This is a genomic window from Microcoleus sp. CAWBG27 (genome assembly GCF_020883145.1).
GTDB lineage: Bacteria > Cyanobacteriota > Cyanobacteriia > Cyanobacteriales > Microcoleaceae > Microcoleus.
The window spans coordinates 1-22401 of the sequence record NZ_JAHREU010000070.1 but is presented as its reverse complement, the minus strand read 5'-3'; the positions used below and the strand labels follow the sequence as shown (position 1 = coordinate 22401).

Sequence of the window (22401 nt, the reverse complement as noted above, 5' to 3'; positions counted from 1 at the left end):
TCGGGTGCGATCGTGTATACTGCAAAATTGACAATCAGAAATCTAAAATCTAGGAATTGACATCTACCTATAGACAGAATAATGCAACGAGAAATTTCTGCGCTCTCTGAATTTCGCTCGAATGACAAAACTTTTCTGGAAACTCCTAAGAAACAGTCGCGTCCGATACACCGGGCGATCGTGTTAATGCTAGTAGCAACCGGTTTGCTGGGCCTGCACGCTAGCCGGCTGGTGGAATTGCAACTGGTACAAGGCAAGCAAAACCGAGAACGAGCCGAAAACAATCGCGTTCGCCTAGTACCGATGCCGGCGAATCGGGGACACATTGTCGATCGCAAAGGCAAGCTGCTAGCGGCTAACAATTTAGCTCGATCGGTCTATTTGTGGCCAAAAGAACAAACGACGGAAGAGTGGAAAGTGACAGCAGAAAAGTTGAGTCCGCTGCTCAAAATCCCGGCTAAAGAAATATTAGATAAATTAAAAAAGGTCGATCCTCTATCCTACAGACCGGTGCGAATCAGGCAAGCGATGCCGCCAGAATTGTTTGTACCGCTAGCAGAACAGGTGGGACAAATGCGGGGAGTGGAAGTGCGGCCAGAAGCGAGCCGCTACTATCCCGAAGGCAGTTTAGCTGCTCACGTTTTGGGATATATTGGCGAAGCTACCGCAGAAGACTTGAAAGCTCACCCGGAATATCCAATGGGGATGATTGTCGGTCAGATGGGCATAGAAGCGAGTTCTAATAAGGAAATTGCGGGAGTGTGGGGCGATCGGCTGATCGAAGTAAATGCCCAAAATCAAGAATTGCGGCTAATGGGAGAGACACCGCCCAAACCGGGCGAGGCAGTGCAGCTAACCATAGACTTGTCCATGCAAAAAGCAGCCGAAACAGCCCTGGGGAACCGCCGGGGAGCAGTAGTGGCCCTTGATGTGAAAACTGGTGCGGTATTAGTTTTGGCCAGCCACCCGACTTTTGACCCCAATCTGTTTACGCGAAAAATCAGTAAGGATGATTGGGCAACTCTTCAACAGGAAGAAAATCCATTTGTGAATCGAACCATGCAAGGCTATCCCCCCGGTAGCACGTTTAAAATTGTGACTTCCGTCGCGGGGATGGAGTCGGGCAAGTTTTCGCCGGACTCAATTATTGGTACTTCGTCTTACATTACTGTGGGGGGAATTGATTTTAACGAACACAGTGGCGGTTACGGCAACATCGGCTTTCGGGATGCCTTGGCTTTCAGTAGCAATACGTTTTTTTATCAAATCGGGATGAGTGCCGGGCCGGAGGAAATTGCTAAGTGGGGACACCGCTTGGGCATTGGCAAGGATACGGATTTGAAGCTTTTGGGCCTAGGCGGTGGCGATTACGGTCAAATGCCGACCCCGGCGGAGAAGGAAAAAATCTATAAAGAACCTTGGTATGCTGGTGATACGGTAACAATGTCGATCGGTCAGGGGTTCGTGTTGGTGACTCCTTTGGAGGCGGCGGTGATGGTAGGTTCGATCGCCAATGGTGGCAATCGCGTCAAACCGCATCTTTTGAGTTCTCTGACTGGCAAGCCTGAGACAAAACCAGTACCTACGGGGATGAAACCTTCGACAGTTAATGTGATTAAAGAAGGACTCGTGGCAGTAGTTACCGACGGTACGGGACAGGGGCTCAATGACGGTTCAATTCCACTAACAGCGGGCAAAACAGGGACTTCGGAGGTAATCGGACAGAAGGATCACTCGCTGTATGTAGCCTATGGGCCTGCGGACAAGCCTGAAATTGCGATCGCCGTGGTTGTGGAAAATGGCGGTTTTGGTTCTGTCGCGGCAGCGCCGATCGCCAAAGAGGTGTTTCAAGCTTATTTTGGCAAGCCAAAAACACCAGTCAACCCCATAGTAGTAACCCCTGAGTAGTCATGGGGCATGGGGCATTGTTGACTGTTGTTCGTAGTGCGGACTTCAGTCCGCAATATGCTGCGGACTGAAGTCCGCACTACGAACGAACGGATCTTATCGCGGTCAACCCACCGGACACGATATGACAACTAACAACTAACAACTAACAACTAACAACTAACAACTAACTAATTCAGCCGCATAAATACTGTAGCTTTCCGAATTCCTGCGACTTCTCCCGTACTGGTGACAGTGAGCGATCGCAAGTGGTCAAAAAGTGGTCTTGCAGAAAGTTCAATTAACCTCAACAACGGGATTTGTTTTTCCCAAATTGCTCTGCTAGAGGGCCAGTCTAAATAAAAATAACCGTCATTAGCTGGCGGTAGCGGTTCGATGCTGGTTTGAAAATCTTGATTTGCCACCAAAGAGCCTGTTTCGGCTGCTTTGAGTGCTGCGTCCATTGCTTCTACGGAAGTGGTGAAAATTTCGTATTTGCCGACGGTGGCTCGAACTCCTTTTGCTTCGGTTTCGATCGCACTTTTGCTCTTATTTTTTACATCGTAACTCTGGTTCGTTGTCAACTGCGTCCAAGCGGTAATCTTTTGGTTTCTGAGAGTAAAGTTGCCGATACTGTATTCTTTGCTGCGGGCAATTTCATCGAGTTTGTCGATCGCCTTTTGAGCATCAGCAGATTTTTCTGCCGCAAAAATCCAGTCGGGAGTGCTTGACGAACTCGGAAGTACGGCTAAAGCGTATTCTCCTTGTACCCAGTTAAATATATCCTGCGGCAAATTGACGCCCGAATTTTGCTGAATATCTGCGATCGCGCGATCGACTAATTTTGAAGCCTCTGCGTTAGTTGACACCGCCGATGACAAATCAGTCCAAAAATTCCTTAAATCGGTGCTGGCCACAGTGAAAGGACTGGCTGATGGTATGTACTGCAAGGCTTGCACTGGTGCGGATAGTGTGGGAATTGCTGTTTTGTCTCGCGATGTCACCAAAGCAGTTTGAGCCAGCAATCCCCGTCGGTTGACTCCGATAGCAACTGCGAGGGAATTGGGGGAAACTTGGGAATTTTGCTTGGTTGCCGACTGCGGGAGATTGACAAATCCTAAAGCTATTCTGCCTTGAGTTAGCTGCTGCAAAGCTTTTTGATAGTTAGGACTGTTATTGAGATTCGAGTTTGCTGATTCTACGTTATCAATTGCATCTCGCAGCACGTTCGGACTGTTGGCAAATAAAACAAAAGTGCTGTTACTCCCTGAATCAGAACTACCGCCGATTGCTGCTGTTGCAAAGCTGGGAGGCAAAGTTGAATTCGGTAGAGAAAGCGGGTTAAAAGGCGAAATCGAATCTTTTTTGGGGTTAGTTATTGGTGACTCTTTATAATATATTTTGACACCTTTATATAGTTCCGACTGCACTGTTTTCTCCTTACGAGATTCTTTTTGCCAGTAGGAAGTGAGAAATTTTTGACTGCGATCGGCATTTTGGGAGGAAACGGCTAGCAGAAACCCGGCTTGTTTGCCGTTGTTGAGTTCGCGATCGTCGAAATCTGGCGTAGTGGTAGCGAAAGTAATTTCGTCACCTATCCAAGGTTGGATATCGCGGCTGTAATCCAGGTTAGTATTGACGAGGAGGCTTTTTTTGATTTGCTCGAATTCAGCGTGCGATCGGCTTCTTTCTTCAGGAGAGGCAAAGATTTGTCGCAATGCTTCGAGGCGATCGGGATTTACCAGCATTGAAACTAACACAGGTGATTGTTTGGAGACAAACACAGCCGCAGCCGGAGTAGTTGTCGGCCCACCGGCGAGCAAATTTAGGGGAGTTTTGGTTGACAGCCAGTAAAAACCGCCTGCACTCAAGGCTAAGAGTGCCAAGACGCCAGCAATGAGGAAAGCAAAGAACGATCGCAGCTTCATACAAAAAGGACTAATGACCACAGTCTATTATTAACTACAGTAGCGCATGACCGTAGCTATTGACACCTGCAAAATATAGAGGCGGTGTCTGTGAGAAACCGCCCCAATATTGACAGGCTATTACCCGTCAGTTTATTTGTTTCTAAGTCGATAGTTGTGCCAATCTAGCTGTCAGTTCTTCAATCGACAATTGAGGTAATTCTGCCAATAAAGATGATAAAATTTCGGGAGATAAAGCCAGCAAATCATGGATGATACTAGCCGAAGTTTCTGATAACTGTTCCGCTTGATTGAAAGATTTTTTGAAAACAGTTTCAGCCAACAAATTTTGGACTTGTTGGTGTTCGTGTTCTCCCGCAGGCAGAGTAGATAATTGCACTAACAGCAAGGTGAACTCGGCAACAGGCAAAGCCGAAATCGGTAGAATTAATGCGATAGTTCGTGGGTCTAACTCCCCAAATCTAACTTGCAAAAAACTCTCCAAAATCATCCGCTGTCCTTCTTCCCGGCCTTCTTCCCGGCCTTCTTCTCTGCCTTGTTGTTGTGCAGCTTCTAAATGTTGTTGAAAAAGAGGTGCGATCGCCATAACTAACTCCTGATCTTCATCATCCCCTGCGGGAATAGGTGGTGTATTCGCTTGCAAATTTGCCTGCAAGATGTACAATAATTCTAGCGCGTTAGTTCGGAGTGGATTATCGACAGACAATGCACTTAGTTCTGCGATCGCCTGCTGCTGTACCCGCCCGCGGCCCAACATCCGCAACCACATAGTCTCGGGACTTCTCGGTAGCTGGTGAATCGCGATTAGTCCGACTCTCCAAACCTCAGTTAAAAAATAAACTCCTTTCCCCCAGCCCTCGGACTCTTCGGGAACCCGAAAACCAAAACTGTCCAGTAAAAGTTCCGAAGCAGTGGGAGTTAAAATCCACAACCTCGGCAATTGTCTTTCTTCTAAACGCTGGTCTTCTCGATTAGTCTGCCGCCCCAGTTTAGCCCTACTATTTAATAGTTTTACCACACAACTGAAGATTCCCTCAGTATTAACCGGATTGCGAAACGGCTCAATGACAGCTACAGTAGCAGCCATCTTACCCAATAAACCCAAACTCTGAACATATTCGCCCTCAAAAGAAGTTGGTTGAAACCAGACATCAATTTCTCTGACTTCAGCAGTGACATCTTTGCTAGTTTCTACTTCTCCCAGAGGCGACAATAACTCTTGAAGGTATTCTTTAGCAAACTGATCGTGGGGAAACTTAGTCATAAAGTCAATGTTTTGCACTCCCTGCTATTTTACACAAACAAATAGTCACAAATAAAAAAATAACTCAAATGTTAACAATATAAACCTTCTCTGAACAAAGAGTTTTACTGCCAAATATCAGTTGGAAATTATATGAAGATTTGCTCGCGGAACTGGGAAATAAACGTTCGACCAGAATTGCTTATCATCAAGGTCAATTAGAAATTATGGTGCCACTACCGGAACATGAAAATCGCAACAGACCGATCGATCGCCGAATTGTCAGTCTCATCGAAGAACTCAATCTTGAGTACAACCCCTTTGGGTCGATGACTATTAAAAAACGCCAAAAATCCGCAGGAAAAGAACCAGATTCATGCTATTATATCCAGAATTAAGCACTGGTCAGAGGAAGAACAGAATTAGACTTTGCTCAAGATCCGCCGCCAGATTTAGCACTGGAAATTGAGATTACCAGCAGTTCCTTAAATCAATTCGATTTATATGCAGATTTAGGCGTGCCGGAAATCTGGCGCTACGACGGACGAAGCATCAACTTTTATCAATTGGAAAATAGCGAATATCCCGAGTGCGATTTTTCCCTGGCTTGGACGATGCTACCGACGGCAAAAGTTAACGAATTTATCGCATGATGCTTGTCCTAGGGCTGAGGATTGCGATCCTTCATTACCTGCGGCTGCTACAATCAGGATGTTGTTATCCTGGGAGTATTTGAGTGCTGCTGTTTCTGTTTCTGTCAGTTTGTGCCGTGTGGTTTGCGTGCCGTCGGGATTGATTTCGGTTAAGTTGAAGCTGAGGTTAACTACAGCGTTTGGTTGTTTTGATGCTTTTGTCTCTACAAATTCTATCAAGGATTCGCGCCAGTTGCCGGAACCTGTTGCTCTTCCCAACCAGATTGGTATTTCGCGATCGTTTTTGTCACCGGCAATTATTTCTAGGATTGCGCTTCCGTGTTGGTTTCCTTCGTTTGGTTGGAGTAGGCGGTTGTTTTCTTTAGTTATTTTGGCGATCGCCAACTAATAGTGCAGCTTACCACGGCAAGCCTCGCGCATCGGAAAAATCAGCATCAAGAACCGCCCCCGGATCGAATATAGCGCCAGTTAAATCAGCTTTTCTAAACGACGTTACTGACAATTTTTCGATTTCTTCAACCGCGATAAAAAAGCCGATCGCACATAACCCCAAAATAACCCCAGAAACCAAAAATAAACCAATTCCCCTCAGAGTATCCCCGCCCAAAAATGTCACAATACCGTTAGCGCCGATCGCAGCAGCAGCCCCAGCCACAGCCCCAGCCACAATTCCCGCCTCGCCCCGAGTTGCAGCAATGGCTGTCGCAGCAGTCCCCGCCACAGCCACAGCCCCCGCATCCACCCCGCCAATCAGTCCAATCAAAGCCCCAGCAGCCGTCACTGTCACCGCTGTTACGCCAGCCCTAGCAATCAATTTTTTTACCCGGCGGCGGCTTTGTCCGGTTCTGACGCCTTGAAAATTTGCCCCCCTCAAAATCGCCCCGGTGAAATTGCAGCCTCGAATGTCGCAACCGCTGAAGTTCGCCCCTGATAAGTCGAGCCCTTTAAATGAACGGTTCCGCAAGTTTTGGTTGGCAAAATTGAGATTTTGAGTCATAAGTGAAGATGGAAGTATGAACCGCGAAGACGCGAAGGACACGAAGGAAGAGGGAAGAGGGAAGAGGGAAGAGGGAATCTTCCGCAAGGGTTTGAGGAATTAATAATATCTTAACTGTTGGGCGCGGCTGCTTTAGCAGAAAACAAGATATATGTCAATTATTATCTGATATTTGGTAAGTTGTCGATTTCCCTGTACGATCGATCGCGTCCTAGGAACTCATCGGAGCGGCCAAAAACTGGTACGATCTTTGAGATTAAGTTGACAACAATGCAGCCCCTTCAATCCATGCTAGAAATTAAAATCTGAACGCTGTTATCAACAAACTCTGCCATCCTAGAAATTAGCATTAACAGTCCTGGATGCAAGAGTGGTGAGAAACCGGGTTTTTTAGCGAAAAGATTTCTTTCCAACCCGCAGATAAAATGAAAAACCCGGTTTCTTTGGTCGGAAATGCCTAAGTGCCGATCGACAAAATCCCAAGTCGGGATGTAAAATCTACAAAACATCGCAATTATTATGTCAAACCTCCCATTTTCTCCCGAACAAATTGCCGCCGAAAGACTCAAACCCGAAGAATATGAAGAAATCGTTCAGCGCCTCGGCCGCCATCCCAATAAGGCTGAATTGGGAATGTTCGGCGTGATGTGGAGCGAACACTGCTGTTACAAAAATTCGCGGCCGCTATTAAAACAGTTTCCCACAGAGGGCGATCGCATTCTCGTCGGCCCAGGAGAAAATGCTGGTGTCGTAGACTTGGGAGACGGCTTACAACTTGCTTTCAAAATTGAATCCCACAACCACCCGTCAGCAGTTGAACCCTTCCAAGGTGCTGCAACTGGCGTCGGTGGGATTCTCCGCGATATCTTTACAATGGGTGCTCGCCCGATCGCACTTTTGAATTCTCTACGTTTCGGCAATTTAGATGATAGCAAAACTCAGAGATTGTTTAAAGGTGTTGTAGCGGGAATCAGTCACTACGGAAATTGCATTGGGGTACCCACGGTTGGCGGTGAAGTTTATTTCAATGATGCCTATGCTGGCAATCCATTAGTTAATGTCATGGCCTTGGGTTTAATGGAAACTCAAGAAATCGTTAAATCTGGCGCGTCGGGAATTGGAAATCCTGTGCTTTATGTCGGTTCAACTACTGGCAGAGATGGCATGGGAGGAGCAAGTTTTGCTAGTGCAGAATTGACTGACAAATCGATGGACGATCGACCCGCTGTTCAAGTAGGAGATCCGTTTCTCGAAAAATCTTTAATTGAAGCTTGTTTGGCAGCATTCAAAACTGGTGCTGTCGTCGCAGCCCAAGATATGGGTGCGGCCGGAATCACCTGTTCGACATCGGAAATGGCAGCCAAAGGTGGTGTCGGAATTGAATTCGATCTAGATAAGGTTCCGGTTAGAGAAAGTGGCATGGTTCCCTACGAATACCTGCTTTCGGAATCGCAAGAGCGGATGTTGTTTGTCGCCCACAAAGGACGGGAACAGGAATTAATTGATATTTTTCATCGCTGGGGATTGCACGCCGTAGTCGCGGGGACAGTCATCGAAGAGCCGATCGTCCGAATTTTGTTTAAAGGCGAAATCGCTGCTGAAATTACCGCGACTGCTTTGGCAGATAATACGCCAATTTATCACCGCGAATTGTTGACGGAACCGCCAGAATATGCTAAAAAAGCATGGGAATGGACGGCGGACAAGTTGCCGGAATGCACCGCAGCCGGTATCGAAGTTCAAGGTGATTTCCAAACTTGGAATCAGATTTTGCTGACTCTTTTGGATACTCCCACCATCGCTTCTAAACGCTGGGTTTATCGCCAATACGACCATCAGGTTCAAAATAATACTGTGCTTTTGCCGGGAGGCGCTGATGCTGCTGTTGTTCGATTGCGGCCTCTCGAACCGTGTCAAAAAGAACCCCCCCAACCCCCCCTTGGTAAGGGGGGGCTACAAGAGCCAGAACCCGCCCTTGGTAAGAGGGGGCTACAGGAGGAAGCAGATGCTATTCCCTTATTTAAAAAGGCACAAGGAAGAGAAACTCCCGAACTTTCTCCCCCCCTTAGCAAGGGGGGGCCGGGGGGGGTTATTCCCGGAGTTGCCGCCACGGTTGATTGCAATTCTCGCTATGTTTATCTCGATCCTTATGAAGGTGCAAAAGCCGTCGTAGCAGAAGCAGCCAGAAACTTAAGTTGTGTGGGTGCGGAACCCATTGCAGTTACCGATAATCTGAATTTTGGCAGTCCCGAAAAGCCGATCGGATATTGGCAGTTAGCATCAGCTTGTCGCGGGATTGCGGATGCTTGTCGCGAGTTGAAAACACCTGTGACTGGGGGGAATGTTTCTCTTTACAATGAAACCATTGATTCTGACGGAAATCCTCAACCGATTTATCCCACTCCGGTAATTGGAATGGTGGGATTGATTCCAGATTTGACTAAGATTTGCGGTCAAGGTTGGCAGAAGAAGGGCGATTTAATTTATGTGTTGGGAATTGGGGAAAACAGTCAAGATGAACTGACCTTTTTTCAATCTGCCAATTCTGAACTGAAGACTGAAAATCCCAAACATCCTGCTTTTGCGACTCTCGGAGGTTCGGAATATTTAGCAGCAATTCACGGGATTGTCGCCGGAAAACCGCCAGCGATTAATTTTGAGTTGGAAAGGAAAGTGCAATCAGTTTGTCGCGATGGAATTCGCAGCGGTTGGGTATGTTCGGCCCACGATGCTGCGGAAGGTGGAATTGCGATCGCCCTCGCGGAGTCCTGCATCTCTGGTAAACTGGGTGCAGACATCCATCTCGGTTTCAATTCGGCAGATGTTAGTCGCTGGGATGAGGTTTTGTTTGGTGAAATGGGCAATTGTATTGTTGTTTCAGTCGCACCGAAAAATCAAGGAATTTGGGAAGGTTATCTGCAAGAACATTTGGCTAAAATGTGGCAGAAAATCGGTGTAGTTGGTGGTGCTGATTCGCCTTTGCGGGTGGTGAGTGCGGATAATTTGGGGTTGATTGAGGTGGGGATGGTTGATATGGGCGATCGATTCTATAATGCGATCGAGCGTCGAATTGGATCTGTATAATTAGCCGTAGGGTGCGTCGCACCGACAATCTGCAAATCCAATCGACAATCTCCCAGCGACGCACCTTACTATTGTGTGGTGCGTCGCCATCTCAAATCTGCAAGTTTTATCAATATTTTCGCAGCGACACACCCTACCAATTAGACGGGTGATAGAATCGAGATAGCGGTTGCTATCTTCGATTTATCACCATGACATTCATCAATCCCAAAACCGACTACGCCTTCAAAAAAATCTTTGCTTCCCAAGACAGCAAAGGCATTCTCATCAGCTTTCTCAACGCCACAATCTACGATGGGAATCTGACAATTGCAGACTTAGAAATTATCGATCCTAATTTACCACCCAAAATCGCAGGCTTAAAAGACTCTTCTTTAGATGTCAAAGCCCAACTCGCCGACGGGACTTTAGTCATCATTGAAATGCAGGTATTAAACGTCGAGTCTTTCGGGAAGAGAGTTTTATACAACGCTGCCAAAACCTACGCCTCTCAATTACAGAAAGGACAAGGCTACCGAATGCTGCAACCTGTAATTGCACTGACAATTACAGATTTTGAGATGTTTAAAAATAGCGATCGGCTAATTTCTCGCTTTGTTTACAAAGAAACAACAACAAATATTGAATATATCGACAATCACATTGAGTTAGTGTTTGTCGAATTACCAAAATTCACCAAAGAATTGTCACAAGTAGAAAGCCTGACCGATAAATGGATTTATTTCATGAAATATGCTAGTATGCTGACACAAGTACCGCAAACAATGGATATGGTGCCAGAGATCCATCAAGCCTTTGACATAGCAAATCAAGTTAATTTAAATCCTGGCGAACTAGAAGCCCTCGAACGGCAAGAACAGTTTATTTACGACCAACAAGGAGTTGTAATCAAAGCTAATCGAGAAGGTCGAGAAGAAGGTCGAGAAGAAGGACGAGAAGAAGGTCGAAAAGAAGCAATGCAGGCGGCTGCGCGACAGTTACTCGATGTCCTCGATGACGAAACCATCAGTCGAATAACGGGATTGAGTGTCGAAGAGATCGGGAATTTGCGATCGAATAGAACTTAGCCGTAGGGTGCGTCGCACCGACAATCTTGCAGCGACGCACCGCCCTTAAATCTTAATATTCGATTGAGAAAAGGAGATTCTGATGTGAGTAAGAAGAGGTTGACATACATCATTAAGCTGCGGTATTATTCGATTAGATTCAGTCATATTTGTGTAGGTCATTAAAATAGTACCAAAACCAACCAAGGAGCAACCCATGTTAACCCTAGAAATGGCGATCCAAAAAATCCAACTTTTTTCCCCAGAACAACGCAATAAAGTTATTGAATTTATCGAATTTTTAGAATTTCAAGCCAGCCAAACTAAAGCGATCGAACCAAAAAACGATGACTCCGATCGAGAACAATCATTTTTTGAGCTAGCTGGAATCTGGGAAGGAAAAAATATCACTGTAGACGACATTCGTAAAGACGCATGGGGTCAACAAAACCAATGATTTTGTGTGACACCAATATTCTTATCGAATTCTATAAAAACAATACCGCCATCATTCAAGAACTACGACAAATCGGCAGCCAGAACTTAACCCAAAAATAGCTTTTTTCGGTACGACGGCTCATATGTTTGAGCCGAAGCGTTTGACGAACTTGCTGTAGGAAAGGAGATTATGATGGGAGTAAGAAGGAGTTGACATATATCCTCAATCTGCGGTATTATTCGGCTATATCTAGTATTGTACCGCATCCAGTCTAGTATTGTACCGCAACTGCGATATAATTATTAAGTTAGACAGCTTAATCCCAAAAATATTTTATGAAAGACAAGATTGACGTGTTCCTTTGCTAAAAATTAGGGGGTAAAGATATGTGATATACTTTGAAGAAAGGAATCTAGCGACCTCATAAAAGTTGTACAAAATTATGCAAAGTCTATGATCGAGCCATTTCTAACTAGCTCAGTTGCCAGCTTGGTGTCAGACGTACTACGAGTATCTCTCAAGAAACTTGGTAGGAAGTATTCTGTTGATATCAAGTATGTACTGAGTGAAAAGGTTGAAGAAGAATTTCAAAAGTGTCTTGATATTGCTATCAACGCTTTTTTAGAGTTTGTTTCTCAAAACAGAAACTTGGAGCAATCACAGCAAAAGGCAATTCTTGAGTATTTTAAATCATCGGTAGTCACGGAGGAAATTTGGCATTTACTAGATCCAGGCTTAGAGATCTTTGATAAAGGTCTTTTAACGAAATATGCACATGAGACTTTAGTTCAGATTTTTGATGACTCAACTAGCCGAGTAATATTTGATGCATGGGAAGAGTTTCTTAAAGCATTCTCTTTTGCCTCAAGATCAGCACCTGAGCTAAGAGAATTCCTTAGAGCTAGCTATGAGGCAGGTAGCTTCAAAGCTTTATCTAACATAGAAGATGTTTTGGCAAAGATGGATGGCGCTATTAATAGCCTGAAGAATGAGGAACTAACAGTCAGTCAAGCTATAGAAAGTTATGCTGGGGAATTGAAAGTTTATCGAGCTTGGGCAATTAATTTTCAAATAAGTTAACGATTGGAATTAGAGACTTATGCTAGGTATTGGTGTGAAAGAAACTGTTGCTGATCTTGTTGTAAAAGTCGGTGAGCTTTATCGAGAAATAGTAACAAATACTGTTCAATTTCAAGAGTTGCGGCAATACACAAAAGAAACGCTAGATGCATTCAAAAATCTTCTGGAGAGATTAAGTGATAAGCTAGAAGAATCTGAAAAAGATAGAGTCAGGCGAGAAACCGAACTCCTATCCAAGATTAATGCATTAGAAGCCAAGTTGACTGCGCTAAGCGAGCAAGCATTACATGCAGCAGCTAAGGATGCAGCACTACAAGTTTTTGAAAAAATGGTTGCAGAGAGGCAATTCTCAAACATTTCTAGTCAAACTCAAGAAGAAACAAAACAACTCCCTGACAAAATCATTTAGTATGCTGACTTTGTGACTATCCCTAATGCCGTCTAACACCTCTGGTGCAGCGGACGGTTGAGAGATCTTGGTGGCAATGCAAAATTAATCTGCCGTCGCTGATCAGGAACGTTATCTCGCAAATGCTGTCTGATTTTGGAGATAATTCAGAAGCTCGATCGATAGCTTGACCGAAAGAAAATTGGTAGAATCAATAGATATCCTGCGATCGCGCACCATGCACCAAGCTAGTAGATCCAAAGTGAACACCATGCTTAACCTCTCCCATAGCCGTCCCCTGAACCAATTTCAACAGGAAGCTCCTGAGTTGCTTCATCAGTTTGAAACAGATAAAACACCAATCGTAATCACCATTAATGGTAAAGCGGTTGCTGTGCTTCAGGATGCGGAAAGTTATGAAAAACTACTCGATCGGTTAGAACTTCTTGAAACTCTTGCAGGTATTCGTCAAAGCTTAGGGGAATTCGATCGAGGCGAAGGGGTTTCTATTCATCAAGCTTTTGAAGAGCTTCAAAAAAAATATGACCTACCGAGTTGAGATATCTCCTACTGCTATTCATGACATAGAAAATATATTTTTGTGGCTCAAGCTCAATGCTCCTGAAAAATCCTATCGTTGGGTTAGGGGTTGTTATGAAATAATGCTCAAACTGGAAAGCTTTCCTAGTCGTTGTCCCTTGGCATTAGAAAGTGAGTATTTGGATCTGGAAATACGTCAAATTTTATATGAGAAGAAATATCGTATTTTATTTAGTATCGTAGAAGATGAAAATACTAGAATGGTTAAAATTCACCGCGTTCGCCACAGTTCTCAACAAAATTTTGATTCTTTAAAACAGCTTTTGGATAATGATGAAGAAGAGTAAAAATGTTCTTGTGTTGAGGTAGTCCATTCATCGCCGATCGCTCTAGATCGATATTCGTCGAGATGCGGGCCTTTTTCTCAATCAATAATCTGCCCGCGTCGCAAACTATTCATCCCGGCAAACTCGCGATCGCGCTATCCGTCAAAGCCTGCAAATCCGCATCCTCCGCATAAACCTCCGCATATAAATCCGCCGACATCTCCAACGAATCTAACTCTTGCTACAACTAACCAACAGCAAATCCTGTATATTGCCTAACCAAAGGTTCGTGAAATGCTAAAACTATATCTTCTTTCGGAACACCTAACTTAACTAACTCATCAGCTATCCCAATCTCAGTGCCATCGTACTGTATCCAAATCTTGCCGTCTTTGATGTCTAAGTGGAAGAGACAACCATACCTGCGATCGCGATTTTTCCAACCTGCATATACTAATTGATAATGATCTCGCTTAGTATCAAAGATTGTCTCTCTGTCCACATCCGGGTCTGGAGTACCCAAATTAGCATACTCCTGCAATAATTGTTGAATGTATGCTCTGTAATTTTCTAATTTGTTTTCCATTGCACAATCGCCTCATTAGTCACATCGTAAATAATTAGCTTGACTTCAAAACGTTGAATTATTTTTTGAATCAACTGAAGGCTGAAAAAAGTTTTATAAGTACCATTAGGAACAGCTAAATATAATTCTCGATCGGGGTACTGTTCTTCTAAAGCTACCCGATAATTGATAAATTGTCCCATGGCAGTATGAAACTCATAGATATTTGAAGTCCCAATAAAGCTTTTTACCTCAACTGCTATCTTTGTGCCGTTTTTTTCGGCGGCAATTAGCTTTTCTGCTCCCAAATCAACATACATTTCGACTCCACCCACATCCAGCTTCAAGGGGTCGTCGGTAATTATCCAATTTTCTGTTTCAAGAGCTTTTCGGACAGCTTTATGGAAAACATCTTTGGCAGGCATTTTTAATCTGTTTACTACGGAAAATAGTATTATACCAAATCCTGCTTTAATACTCCTTCTATCTCTTAGTCCGCGCAGGCGGACTTTGTTTGTATAGAAGCGATTTCAATGCCCGATCGCCCGCCCGATCGCCCGATCGCCCTGAATAAAAGCTACTATCGGAAATACGGGCGATCGCATTAAACGCCCCACATACCCTGCCAGAATGCCAAACAACTTGGAATTAATGTTCGATCCGTGGCAATATTAAGGAAATGTTAAGTTATGCGACGCGATCGCAAACAAAACTTCCCGCAGAAGATAGTCCCGCTAACCCACCGTTCCCATTTGGAGCCAACCCATCTATGATTCCCAACCATTCCTTCGAGGCTGACGAGCATTCTAGCAAACCCGACAAGCCCGAGGAAGCTTGCGGCGTTTTCGGTATCTACGCACCGGGTGAAGATGTCGCCAAGTTGACCTACTTCGGCTTGTATGCTTTGCAGCACCGAGGTCAGGAATCCGCCGGAATTGCCACCTTTGACGGTGAAACAGTCCACCTGCACAAGGATATGGGACTGGTTTCCCAAGTCTTCAACGAATCGAATTTAGGTCATTTGCCCGGTAACTTGGCTGTAGGGCACACTCGCTACTCTACTACCGGCTCGTCGCGGGTTGTCAACGCTCAACCTGTGGTTGTCGAAACTCGCTTGGGAAGTCTGGCTCTAGCACATAACGGGAATCTTGTCAATACAAAAGAATTGCGGGAAGAATTGCTGTCTCGGAAGTGCGAGTTTGTCAGCACCACGGATTCAGAGGCGATCGCAGTTGCGATCGGTTGGGAGGTAGACCAGGGCAAAGACTGGCTGGAAGCTGCAATCAGTGCCTTTGCTATGTGCCAAGGAGCCTTTAGTTTGACGATCGCCACCCCCCAAGGCGTCATGGGAGTCCGCGACCCCCACGGCGTCCGCCCGCTGGTAATTGGCACCCTCCCCACAACTCCGCAACGGTACGTTTTAGCATCGGAAACCTGCGGATTAGATATTATCGGTGCTGAATTTTTGCGGGACGTAGAACCGGGAGAATTAGTTTGGATCACAGAGGAAGGTATGGCTTCTTTCCACTGGAGCCAGCAGCAAAAACGCAAACTTTGCGTCTTTGAAATGATCTATTTTGCTCGACCAGACAGCATTATGGAAGGTGAAAATTTATATACCTACCGACTGCGGATCGGGCGGAGGTTGGCAGTCGAATCTCCGATTGATGCTGATATAGTCATCGGTGTTCCCGATTCTGGAATCCCAGCGGCGATCGGCTTTTCTCAAGCTTCCGGCATTCCTTACGCCGAAGGATTGATTAAAAATCGCTACGTCGGACGCACTTTTATTCAACCGACTCAGACAATGCGCGAGTCAGGAATCCGCATGAAACTCAACCCTCTCAAAGATGTGTTGGAAGGAAAGCGGGTAATTATTATCGACGATTCTATCGTCCGCGGCACTACCAGCCGCAAAATTGTCAAAGCCTTGCGGGATGCGGGCGCAACCGAAGTTCACATGAGAATTTCTTCGCCCCCGGTGACTCATCCTTGTTTTTACGGCATCGACACCGACAATCAAGATCAGTTGATTGCTGCTACCAAATCCGTCGCCGAAATCGGCACTCAAATTGGGGTGGATTCCTTGGCTTTCTTGAGCCGGGAAGGAATGTTGAGTGCGACTAACGAAGACACGAAAAGTTTTTGTTCGGCGTGTTTCACCGGCGATTATCCGATCGAGATTCCGGAAATGGTCAAACGGGCGAAGCTCTTATTAGAAAAGGCTGCAACTTAAACAGTTGACAGTTGACAGTTGACAGTTGACAGTTGGCAGTTTGTAGGGGCGGTGGATGGTGCGGGCCCGCCCTCTTCGTTAACCGTTAACCGTTAACCGTTAACCGTTGACAGTTGGCGGTTGCTACTTAATGCCCCATCCCTCCGCTTCGCTTCGCCCATGCCCCATCCCTCCGCTTCGCTTCGCCCCATGCCTCATGCCTCATGCCATAACTTCTTGTCAGAGTGTATGTAGAAATGTTACATTAACTTAGCTCTGCCATTGGCAGACTGGAGGTAGTGCCTCCAGAAAGTGCGATCTCAAATTGAAGTCGCATTTCGTACCAACAACGGACACATAGGATTTTTTTAGATAACAGGGTCGATCGCGCTAAATCTCCCCAGACAACTATTCTACAAGCCAACTTGCTTGAGAATCGCGGGCGGGCGATTCATGCGAAACTAAAGAACTTTAGAAACCCTTGCAGAGTAAAAAATATGGCTCCTTGCGGGCTGAAAGTGAAAGTTAAAAGGCGGAATGCGGTTTCTCAAGTCAGCTTAAATCGGAAACTTCGTGCAATTAGATACTGTTCTCAATCAGCCGAGCAATACAAGCTCATCCTCTCGTACAAAAGAGTTACCTTTTACTCTTCAAGATGTCAAAGCAGCCATTCCAGCCCATTGTTTTGAACCCTCGGCTTGGAGATCTCTAGCTTATTTCTTTTTGGATCTTGGAATTATCGCAGGTTTATACGCGATCGCCTACAGCCTAGATTCCTGGTTGTTTTATCCAATCTTCTGGTTCATGCAGGGAACCATGTTTTGGGCATTGTTTGTAGTCGGGCACGACTGCGGGCACGGTTCATTTTCTAAGAGCAAATGGCTCAACAACCTGATCGGACACCTTTCCCACGCACCCATTCTCGTACCCTTCCACGGTTGGCGGATCAGCCACAGAACCCACCACGCCAATACAGGCAGCTTGGACAACGATGAAAGCTGGTATCCAGTGTCGGAGAGCAAATACAATCAAATGCCCTGGTACGAGAAGCTAGGACGCTTTTATTTGATGTTATTTGCCTATCCAATTTATCTGTTTCGGCGATCGCCCGATCGGGTAGGTTCTCACTTCATGCCCGGTAGCCCGATTTTCCGTCCTTCCGAAAAAGCGGACGTATTGACGAGTTCCGCATCCTTGGTATTGATGGTAGCCTTTTTAGGCGCGTTAACCTATCAATTTGGTTGGCTGTTTTTACTGAAGTTCTACCTAGTTCCCTACGTAATCTTCGTAATGTGGCTGGATTTGGTAACATTCCTGCACCACACAGAAGCCGATATTCCCTGGTATCGCGGAGATGACTGGTATTTCCTCAAAGGTGCGCTATCTACGATCGATCGCGATTATGGAATCATCAATTCCATCCATCACGACATCGGCACCCACGTCGCCCACCACATCTTCTCGACAATGCCGCACTATCACTTGAAGGAAGCCACAGAAGCCATCAAGCCACTGTTGGGCGATTATTATCGCAAATCAAGCGATCCAATTTGGAAGAGCTTTATTCGCTCTTACTGGGATTGTCACTTTGTTTCCGATACAGGTTCTGGAGTTTACTACGAATCGCCTAACTCTCGGAAATCGAATTAAGTTAGCAGGTTAACTTAAAATTATTTCGAGTTAAAAACCCGGTTTTTCAAGAAAACCGGGTTTTTTATATTATCGGAATTTATGTATTGCCTTTCGCATTTCGGCTACCATATTTGGAGCAACTTATTAATCTATTCATATCACGTCTGGTCGATTACCATCATAAAAACCGTTCGTAGTGTGGACTTTAGTCCGCAATATACTGCGGACTAAAGTCCACACTACGAACCTTAATCAAAATTAATAAATGCTGAGAGCGCTATTTGTGTAAAAACCTAGAAAAATCTTGTTAAAGTAAGAGGACTCAGATTTTGCATCCACAGACTAGGCAGGCGAGATACTTACCTGCAAGAGGTTAATTTTTCTTGTGAGATGGGCTGGAAAACTCATCTCACGTAAAATAAGAAAAGCAAGATATCAGAAGACTAATTTAGGAGTGCTGTAAAGCCATGACTGTGGAAGAAGCACTGAAAATTTTAGATAGTGCGATCGCGCCAACTTCTCTGAGCAACATCCAAGAGATCGTATTTCGCCAATCTTGGGAAGGGCTATCTTATTTAGATATTGCCGGTAGCGCTGGCTATGATGCTAGTTATATAAAAGATGTGGGTTACAAGTTATGGCAACTACTCAGTCAAGCACTTGGAGAAAAGGTTACTAAAAGCAATCTTCAAGCAGTAATAGGGCGGCGATCGCGTCAGGTATCCGTAGAATCCTCCAGCACAGAGATACAAAAAATACAGCCGCTGCAACAGCAAATTCAACAACAAGAATTTTCTACACACCGCCACTGGGGAGAAATCGTTGATGTCTCCGCATTCTACGGACGAAATCAGGAATTAGGGCGACTGCAACAATGGATTGTGAGCGACTCCTGCCGTTTGGTTGCCTTGATTGGAATGGGTGGAATTGGCAAAACGTCACTGGCTGCAAAAATCGCGATCGCACTTCAAAATAACTTTGACTTCCTGATCTGGCAATCCTTACGCAACGCGCCACCAATTGAAGATGTATTGTTAAATTTGATTCAAATCCTTTCTGGGCAGCAAGAAACTGCACTCCCGACATCGCTGTCGGCTCAAATTTCTCAAGTGATGGGATATTTGCGTGCCTCGCGCTGTCTTTTAATCCTCGATAACCTTGAGGCAATTCTCGGCAGTAACGATGGCGCAACGTCCCCCGCAAATTTATCCAGCCCAGAAGCACAAAGACAGGCAGGATGCCTGCCAAACCAGAGTTTTTCCACAGGTATAGTAGAACAATATCGAGAAGGTTACGAGGGATATGGGGAACTTCTGACACGAGTGGGAAGCGAAGGCCATTCCAGTTGTCTGCTACTAACAAGTCGGGAAAAACCCACAAATTTGATGCCGTTGGAAGGCGAAAATTCACCTGTGCGAACCTTACCCTTAATCGGCTTAAGTTCCGAGGAAGTGCAAGATATTTTACAAGGCAATGGGTGTTTTTCCACAACAGAAACAGATTGGGTAAATTTAACTCAACATTATTGCGGAAATCCCCTAGCGCTCAAAATTGTCTCCACAACCGTGCGAGATTTATTTGATGGCAATATTACCAACTTTTTGGAGCATGGAGCGATCGCGTTTGGAGATATCAATATTCTGCTCGACGGGCAATTTCGTCGTTTGTCCGACTTGGAAAAGCAGATCGTGTACTGGCTGGCGATCGATCGAGAATGGATAACGCTTGCCGAGTTACGGGCGGATTTTGTTTCTCTCCCTTCACAATCTAAACTGCTGGATGCTCTGTTATCTCTCAGAGGGCGATCGCTGATCGAAAAAAATGCCGGACAATTCACCTTGCAACCTGTGGTAATGGAGTACGTTACCGAACAGTTGATCGAGCGATTCGAGCGGGAAATTCAGTCGCAGAATCTAGATTTATTCATAACCCACGCCCTGATTAAAGCCGAGGCTAAAGATTACGTCAGAGAAAGCCAAACTCGCTTAATTTTAGCACCGCTTGCCGAACGACTAATCGGCGAATACCGCTCTAAGAAAGAGGTTGAATATCAACTAAATCAGGTTTTGTTTCAGATGCGATCGCAATTTCCCAACTCAGCGGGCTATGCGGGTGGCAACTTGATTAACCTGTTACTTCAATTGAAAATAAATTTAAGCGACTATGATTTCTCGTACTTGAGTATCTGGCAAGCTTATCTGATTGGTACAAACTTGCATCGAGTGAACTTTGCCAATTCCGATCTATCTAAATCCGTTTTTACCAGCAATTCAAATGGGGCTGTATCTGTTGCCTTTAGCTCCGATGGTAAATTTTTGGCAGTCGGCAATGCGGATGGTAAGATTCGAGTTTGCCGAACCCAAGATTATCGAGATTTTCTCACCTGTGAAGGACACACCAGTTGGATTGCTCGTGTTGCTTTCAGTCCCAACAATCAAACTTTAGCAAGTGCCTCTTTTGACCATACCGTCAAGTTATGGGATTTGGCTACTGGTGAGTGTATTCAAACATTAACAGAGCATACCGGATGGGCGGATTCTGTTGTATTTAGTCCCGACGGTCGAACCTTAGCTAGTGGGAGTTGGGACTGCACAATTAAGTTGTGGGATGTGGCAACTGGTGAATGTTTAAAGACGCTTCAGGGACATACGAGTTTTGTAACTTCGGTGATTTTTAGTCTCGACGGTCAACTTTTAGTAACTTGTAGTTACGACAAAACTATAAAATTGTGGCTGCTTGAAACAGGGGAAATTATTAACACATTGCAAGGGCATACACACATCATTCGGTCGATCGCTTTTAGTCCAAATGGTCAAACTTTGGTCAGCGGCAGTTGGGATGGTACTGTTCGTTTGTGGGAGATTTCTACAGGAGAATGTTTAAAGATTCTGCGGGGACATACCGATCCTGTTGCAGGAGTCGCATTTAGTCCCGATGGTTGCGCGATCGCCAGTGCGAGTTATGATTGCACAGTTCGACTCTGGGATGTTGCAACTGGACTGTGTTTCAAAATTATGCAGAAACACTGCGGTTGGATTTGGTCGATCGCATTTCACCCGCAAGGTCATACTCTGGCAAGTGGTAGCTTAGATTGCACCGTCACCCTCTGGAATCGGGAAACAGGAGAATCATTCAGGACGCTGCACGGCTACAGTGCAGGGATTAAATCGCTTGCCTTTAGTCCAAACGGGCAGTTATTAGCCAGCGGTAGCGATGACACAACGCTCAAATTATGGGATGTCCCATCTGGTGAGTGCAGCAAAACACTGCAAGGACATACAAATTGGGTTTGGTGGGTTGCCTTCAGTCCAGATGGTCAAATGCTTGCTAGCAGCAGTAATCGTGGCATTATCCGCTTGTGGGATGTCGCTACAGGTCAATTGCTGCGGGTAATGCAGGGAAGTACAAGCATTCCGAATGTCGTGTTTGCCATTAGTTTCAGTCCAGACGGTCGCACATTGGCAAGTAGCGATAATGCTCATACTCTCCGATTGTGGAACGTTCAGACTGGTGAATGCTGCCAAATTTTGTCAGATAATTGTCGTGCTTGGTCAGTTGCTTTCAGTCCAGATGGCACAATTTTAGCCAGTGGCAGCGATGATAGACTGGTGAGATTGTGGGATGTGGGTTCTGGGGAATGTTTCAAAACCCTTTCAGGTCATACCAGTTTGCTGTTTTCGGTTGCTTTTAGCCCAGATGGAAAGATTCTGGCAAGTAGCGGTGACGATAAAACGATAAAACTGTGGGAAGTTGAGTCGGGAGAATGTCTGAAAACCTTGCAAGGTCACGCAGCTTTAGTTTGGTGCGTGCGGTTTAGTTTAGATGGGCGAATTTTGGTCAGCGGCAGTCACGATAAAACAATTAAGTTGTGGGATGTTTGCTCGGGGGAATGCGTCAAAACCATCCAGAACTATACATCTGAAGTTTGGGCGATCGCAATTTCTCCCGATGGTAAAACCACAGCCAGCGGCAGCGCCAATGGAGCTATTAATCTGTGGGAAATGGAGACGGGAGAATCTGTTGGAAATATGCGATCGCCCAGGCTGTATGAAGGCATGAATATTGCTGGTGTCACGGGTATAACCGACGCTCAAAAATCAACACTCAAGGCGCTCGGAGCAGTGGAGACTGGTAATAGTTATTAGTCAGATCGTGTCGTTAATTTGGTGGAGTTGAGCAATTAGGTCAGAAATTAGGAGAAGAGGAAAGAGGAAATCAGCTAAGTTGACCAATCTTGAATTGAAAGCCCTGAAACCCACATTCCGCAGATGTGGGTTTGATTTTTTTACCAGTTGTGAAAACTGGAAGCCCAAAAACTTTTGGGCTGAACCTATGCGGTTTTAGAGTTACAGATACTTGTCAAATTCACCTAAAATAA

Annotated in this window: 18 protein-coding genes and 1 pseudogene; 12 read left to right on the top strand and 7 right to left on the bottom strand. The window is 45.3% G+C overall.

The window, feature by feature from the left end:
- The first annotated feature begins 81 nt into the window (after window positions 1-81).
- Window positions 82-1908, top strand: coding sequence for a penicillin-binding protein 2 (gene mrdA / locus QZ938_RS27435; protein ID WP_293354716.1), 1827 nt, complete (start codon window positions 82-84; stop codon window positions 1906-1908).
- Window positions 1909-2078: 170 nt separating this feature from the next.
- On the opposite strand, the gene QZ938_RS27430 is transcribed toward mrdA, so the two are convergent.
- The gene (locus QZ938_RS27430) at window positions 2079-3815 is read right to left on the bottom strand and encodes a DUF3352 domain-containing protein (protein ID WP_293354719.1); all 1737 of its coding nucleotides are present in this window, start codon (window positions 3813-3815) and stop codon (window positions 2079-2081) included.
- A 142-nt stretch (window positions 3816-3957) separates the two neighbouring features.
- On the bottom strand, window positions 3958-5079 hold the full coding sequence (locus QZ938_RS27425; RefSeq protein ID WP_293354722.1) for a flagellar assembly protein H: 1122 nt from the start codon (window positions 5077-5079) through the stop codon (window positions 3958-3960).
- Window positions 5080-5219: 140 nt separating this feature from the next.
- On the opposite strand from QZ938_RS27425, the pseudogene QZ938_RS27420 reads away from it, so the two are divergent.
- A pseudogene (locus tag QZ938_RS27420) lies at window positions 5220-5711 on the top strand (Uma2 family endonuclease).
- Here QZ938_RS27420 and QZ938_RS27415 read toward each other — a convergent pair.
- A complete protein-coding gene (locus tag QZ938_RS27415; RefSeq protein WP_293354725.1) occupies window positions 5676-6095 on the bottom strand; it encodes a S8/S53 family peptidase in 420 nt (139 codons plus the stop codon). The pseudogene QZ938_RS27420 and the gene QZ938_RS27415 sit on opposite strands and share 36 nt — an antisense overlap.
- A gap of 13 nt (window positions 6096-6108) precedes the next feature.
- Window positions 6109-6708 (bottom strand): pentapeptide repeat-containing protein, encoded by a 600-nt coding sequence (locus QZ938_RS27410; protein ID WP_293354728.1) that lies wholly within the window; start codon window positions 6706-6708, stop codon window positions 6109-6111.
- Between the two features lie 519 nt (window positions 6709-7227).
- Here QZ938_RS27410 and purL point away from each other — a divergent pair.
- The 5 genes from purL to QZ938_RS27385 all read left to right on the top strand — a co-directional run bounded on the left by purL (window position 7228) and on the right by QZ938_RS27385 (window position 12766).
- Window positions 7228-9792 carry a phosphoribosylformylglycinamidine synthase subunit PurL gene (purL, locus tag QZ938_RS27405; protein WP_293354731.1) on the top strand — a complete coding sequence of 855 codons (2565 nt, stop codon included), beginning with the start codon at window positions 7228-7230 and terminating at the stop codon, window positions 9790-9792.
- 191 nt (window positions 9793-9983) lie between these two features.
- Entirely contained in the window at window positions 9984-10859 is an 876-nt protein-coding gene (locus tag QZ938_RS27400; protein WP_293354734.1) for an Rpn family recombination-promoting nuclease/putative transposase, read from the top strand.
- Between the two features lie 196 nt (window positions 10860-11055).
- Window positions 11056-11295 carry a DUF2281 domain-containing protein gene (locus tag QZ938_RS27395; RefSeq protein ID WP_293354737.1) on the top strand — a complete coding sequence of 80 codons (240 nt, stop codon included), beginning with the start codon at window positions 11056-11058 and terminating at the stop codon, window positions 11293-11295.
- A gap of 435 nt (window positions 11296-11730) precedes the next feature.
- Window positions 11731-12357, top strand: coding sequence for a hypothetical protein (locus QZ938_RS27390; protein WP_293354740.1), 627 nt, complete (start codon window positions 11731-11733; stop codon window positions 12355-12357).
- Window positions 12358-12376: 19 nt separating this feature from the next.
- Window positions 12377-12766, top strand: a complete 390-nt coding sequence (locus QZ938_RS27385; RefSeq protein ID WP_293354743.1) for a hypothetical protein — start codon at window positions 12377-12379, stop codon at window positions 12764-12766.
- Between the two features lie 111 nt (window positions 12767-12877).
- Here the strand turns inward: QZ938_RS27385 and QZ938_RS27380 are convergent, their stop codons facing one another.
- Complete coding sequence (locus QZ938_RS27380) at window positions 12878-13018, bottom strand: hypothetical protein (protein ID WP_293354746.1); 141 nt, start codon at window positions 13016-13018, stop codon at window positions 12878-12880.
- Here QZ938_RS27380 and QZ938_RS27375 point away from each other — a divergent pair.
- Both QZ938_RS27375 and QZ938_RS27370 read left to right on the top strand, forming a co-directional pair.
- Window positions 13017-13304 carry a type II toxin-antitoxin system Phd/YefM family antitoxin gene (locus QZ938_RS27375; protein ID WP_293354748.1) on the top strand — a complete coding sequence of 96 codons (288 nt, stop codon included), beginning with the start codon at window positions 13017-13019 and terminating at the stop codon, window positions 13302-13304. The genes QZ938_RS27380 and QZ938_RS27375 overlap by 2 nt on opposite strands.
- Entirely contained in the window at window positions 13288-13632 is a 345-nt protein-coding gene (locus tag QZ938_RS27370) for a type II toxin-antitoxin system RelE/ParE family toxin (protein WP_293354751.1), read from the top strand. Before QZ938_RS27375 ends, QZ938_RS27370 begins: the two co-directional genes overlap by 17 nt.
- A gap of 226 nt (window positions 13633-13858) precedes the next feature.
- Here the strand turns inward: QZ938_RS27370 and QZ938_RS27365 are convergent, their stop codons facing one another.
- A complete protein-coding gene (locus QZ938_RS27365; RefSeq protein ID WP_293354754.1) occupies window positions 13859-14197 on the bottom strand; it encodes a XisI protein in 339 nt (112 codons plus the stop codon).
- Window positions 14182-14601, bottom strand: coding sequence for a XisH family protein (locus tag QZ938_RS27360; protein ID WP_293354757.1), 420 nt, complete (start codon window positions 14599-14601; stop codon window positions 14182-14184). Before QZ938_RS27360 ends, QZ938_RS27365 begins: the two co-directional genes overlap by 16 nt.
- A gap of 344 nt (window positions 14602-14945) precedes the next feature.
- On the opposite strand from QZ938_RS27360, the gene purF reads away from it, so the two are divergent.
- The 3 genes from purF (at window position 14946) to QZ938_RS27345 (ending at window position 22168) form a co-directional block, all read left to right on the top strand.
- The gene (gene purF / locus QZ938_RS27355) at window positions 14946-16412 is read left to right on the top strand and encodes an amidophosphoribosyltransferase (RefSeq protein ID WP_293145427.1); all 1467 of its coding nucleotides are present in this window, start codon (window positions 14946-14948) and stop codon (window positions 16410-16412) included.
- A 552-nt stretch (window positions 16413-16964) separates the two neighbouring features.
- Window positions 16965-18041, top strand: a complete 1077-nt coding sequence (locus tag QZ938_RS27350; protein WP_293145433.1) for a DUF3474 domain-containing protein — start codon at window positions 16965-16967, stop codon at window positions 18039-18041.
- A gap of 449 nt (window positions 18042-18490) precedes the next feature.
- Window positions 18491-22168 carry an NB-ARC domain-containing protein gene (locus tag QZ938_RS27345; RefSeq protein ID WP_293354760.1) on the top strand — a complete coding sequence of 1226 codons (3678 nt, stop codon included), beginning with the start codon at window positions 18491-18493 and terminating at the stop codon, window positions 22166-22168.
- Window positions 22169-22401 lie beyond the last annotated feature (233 nt).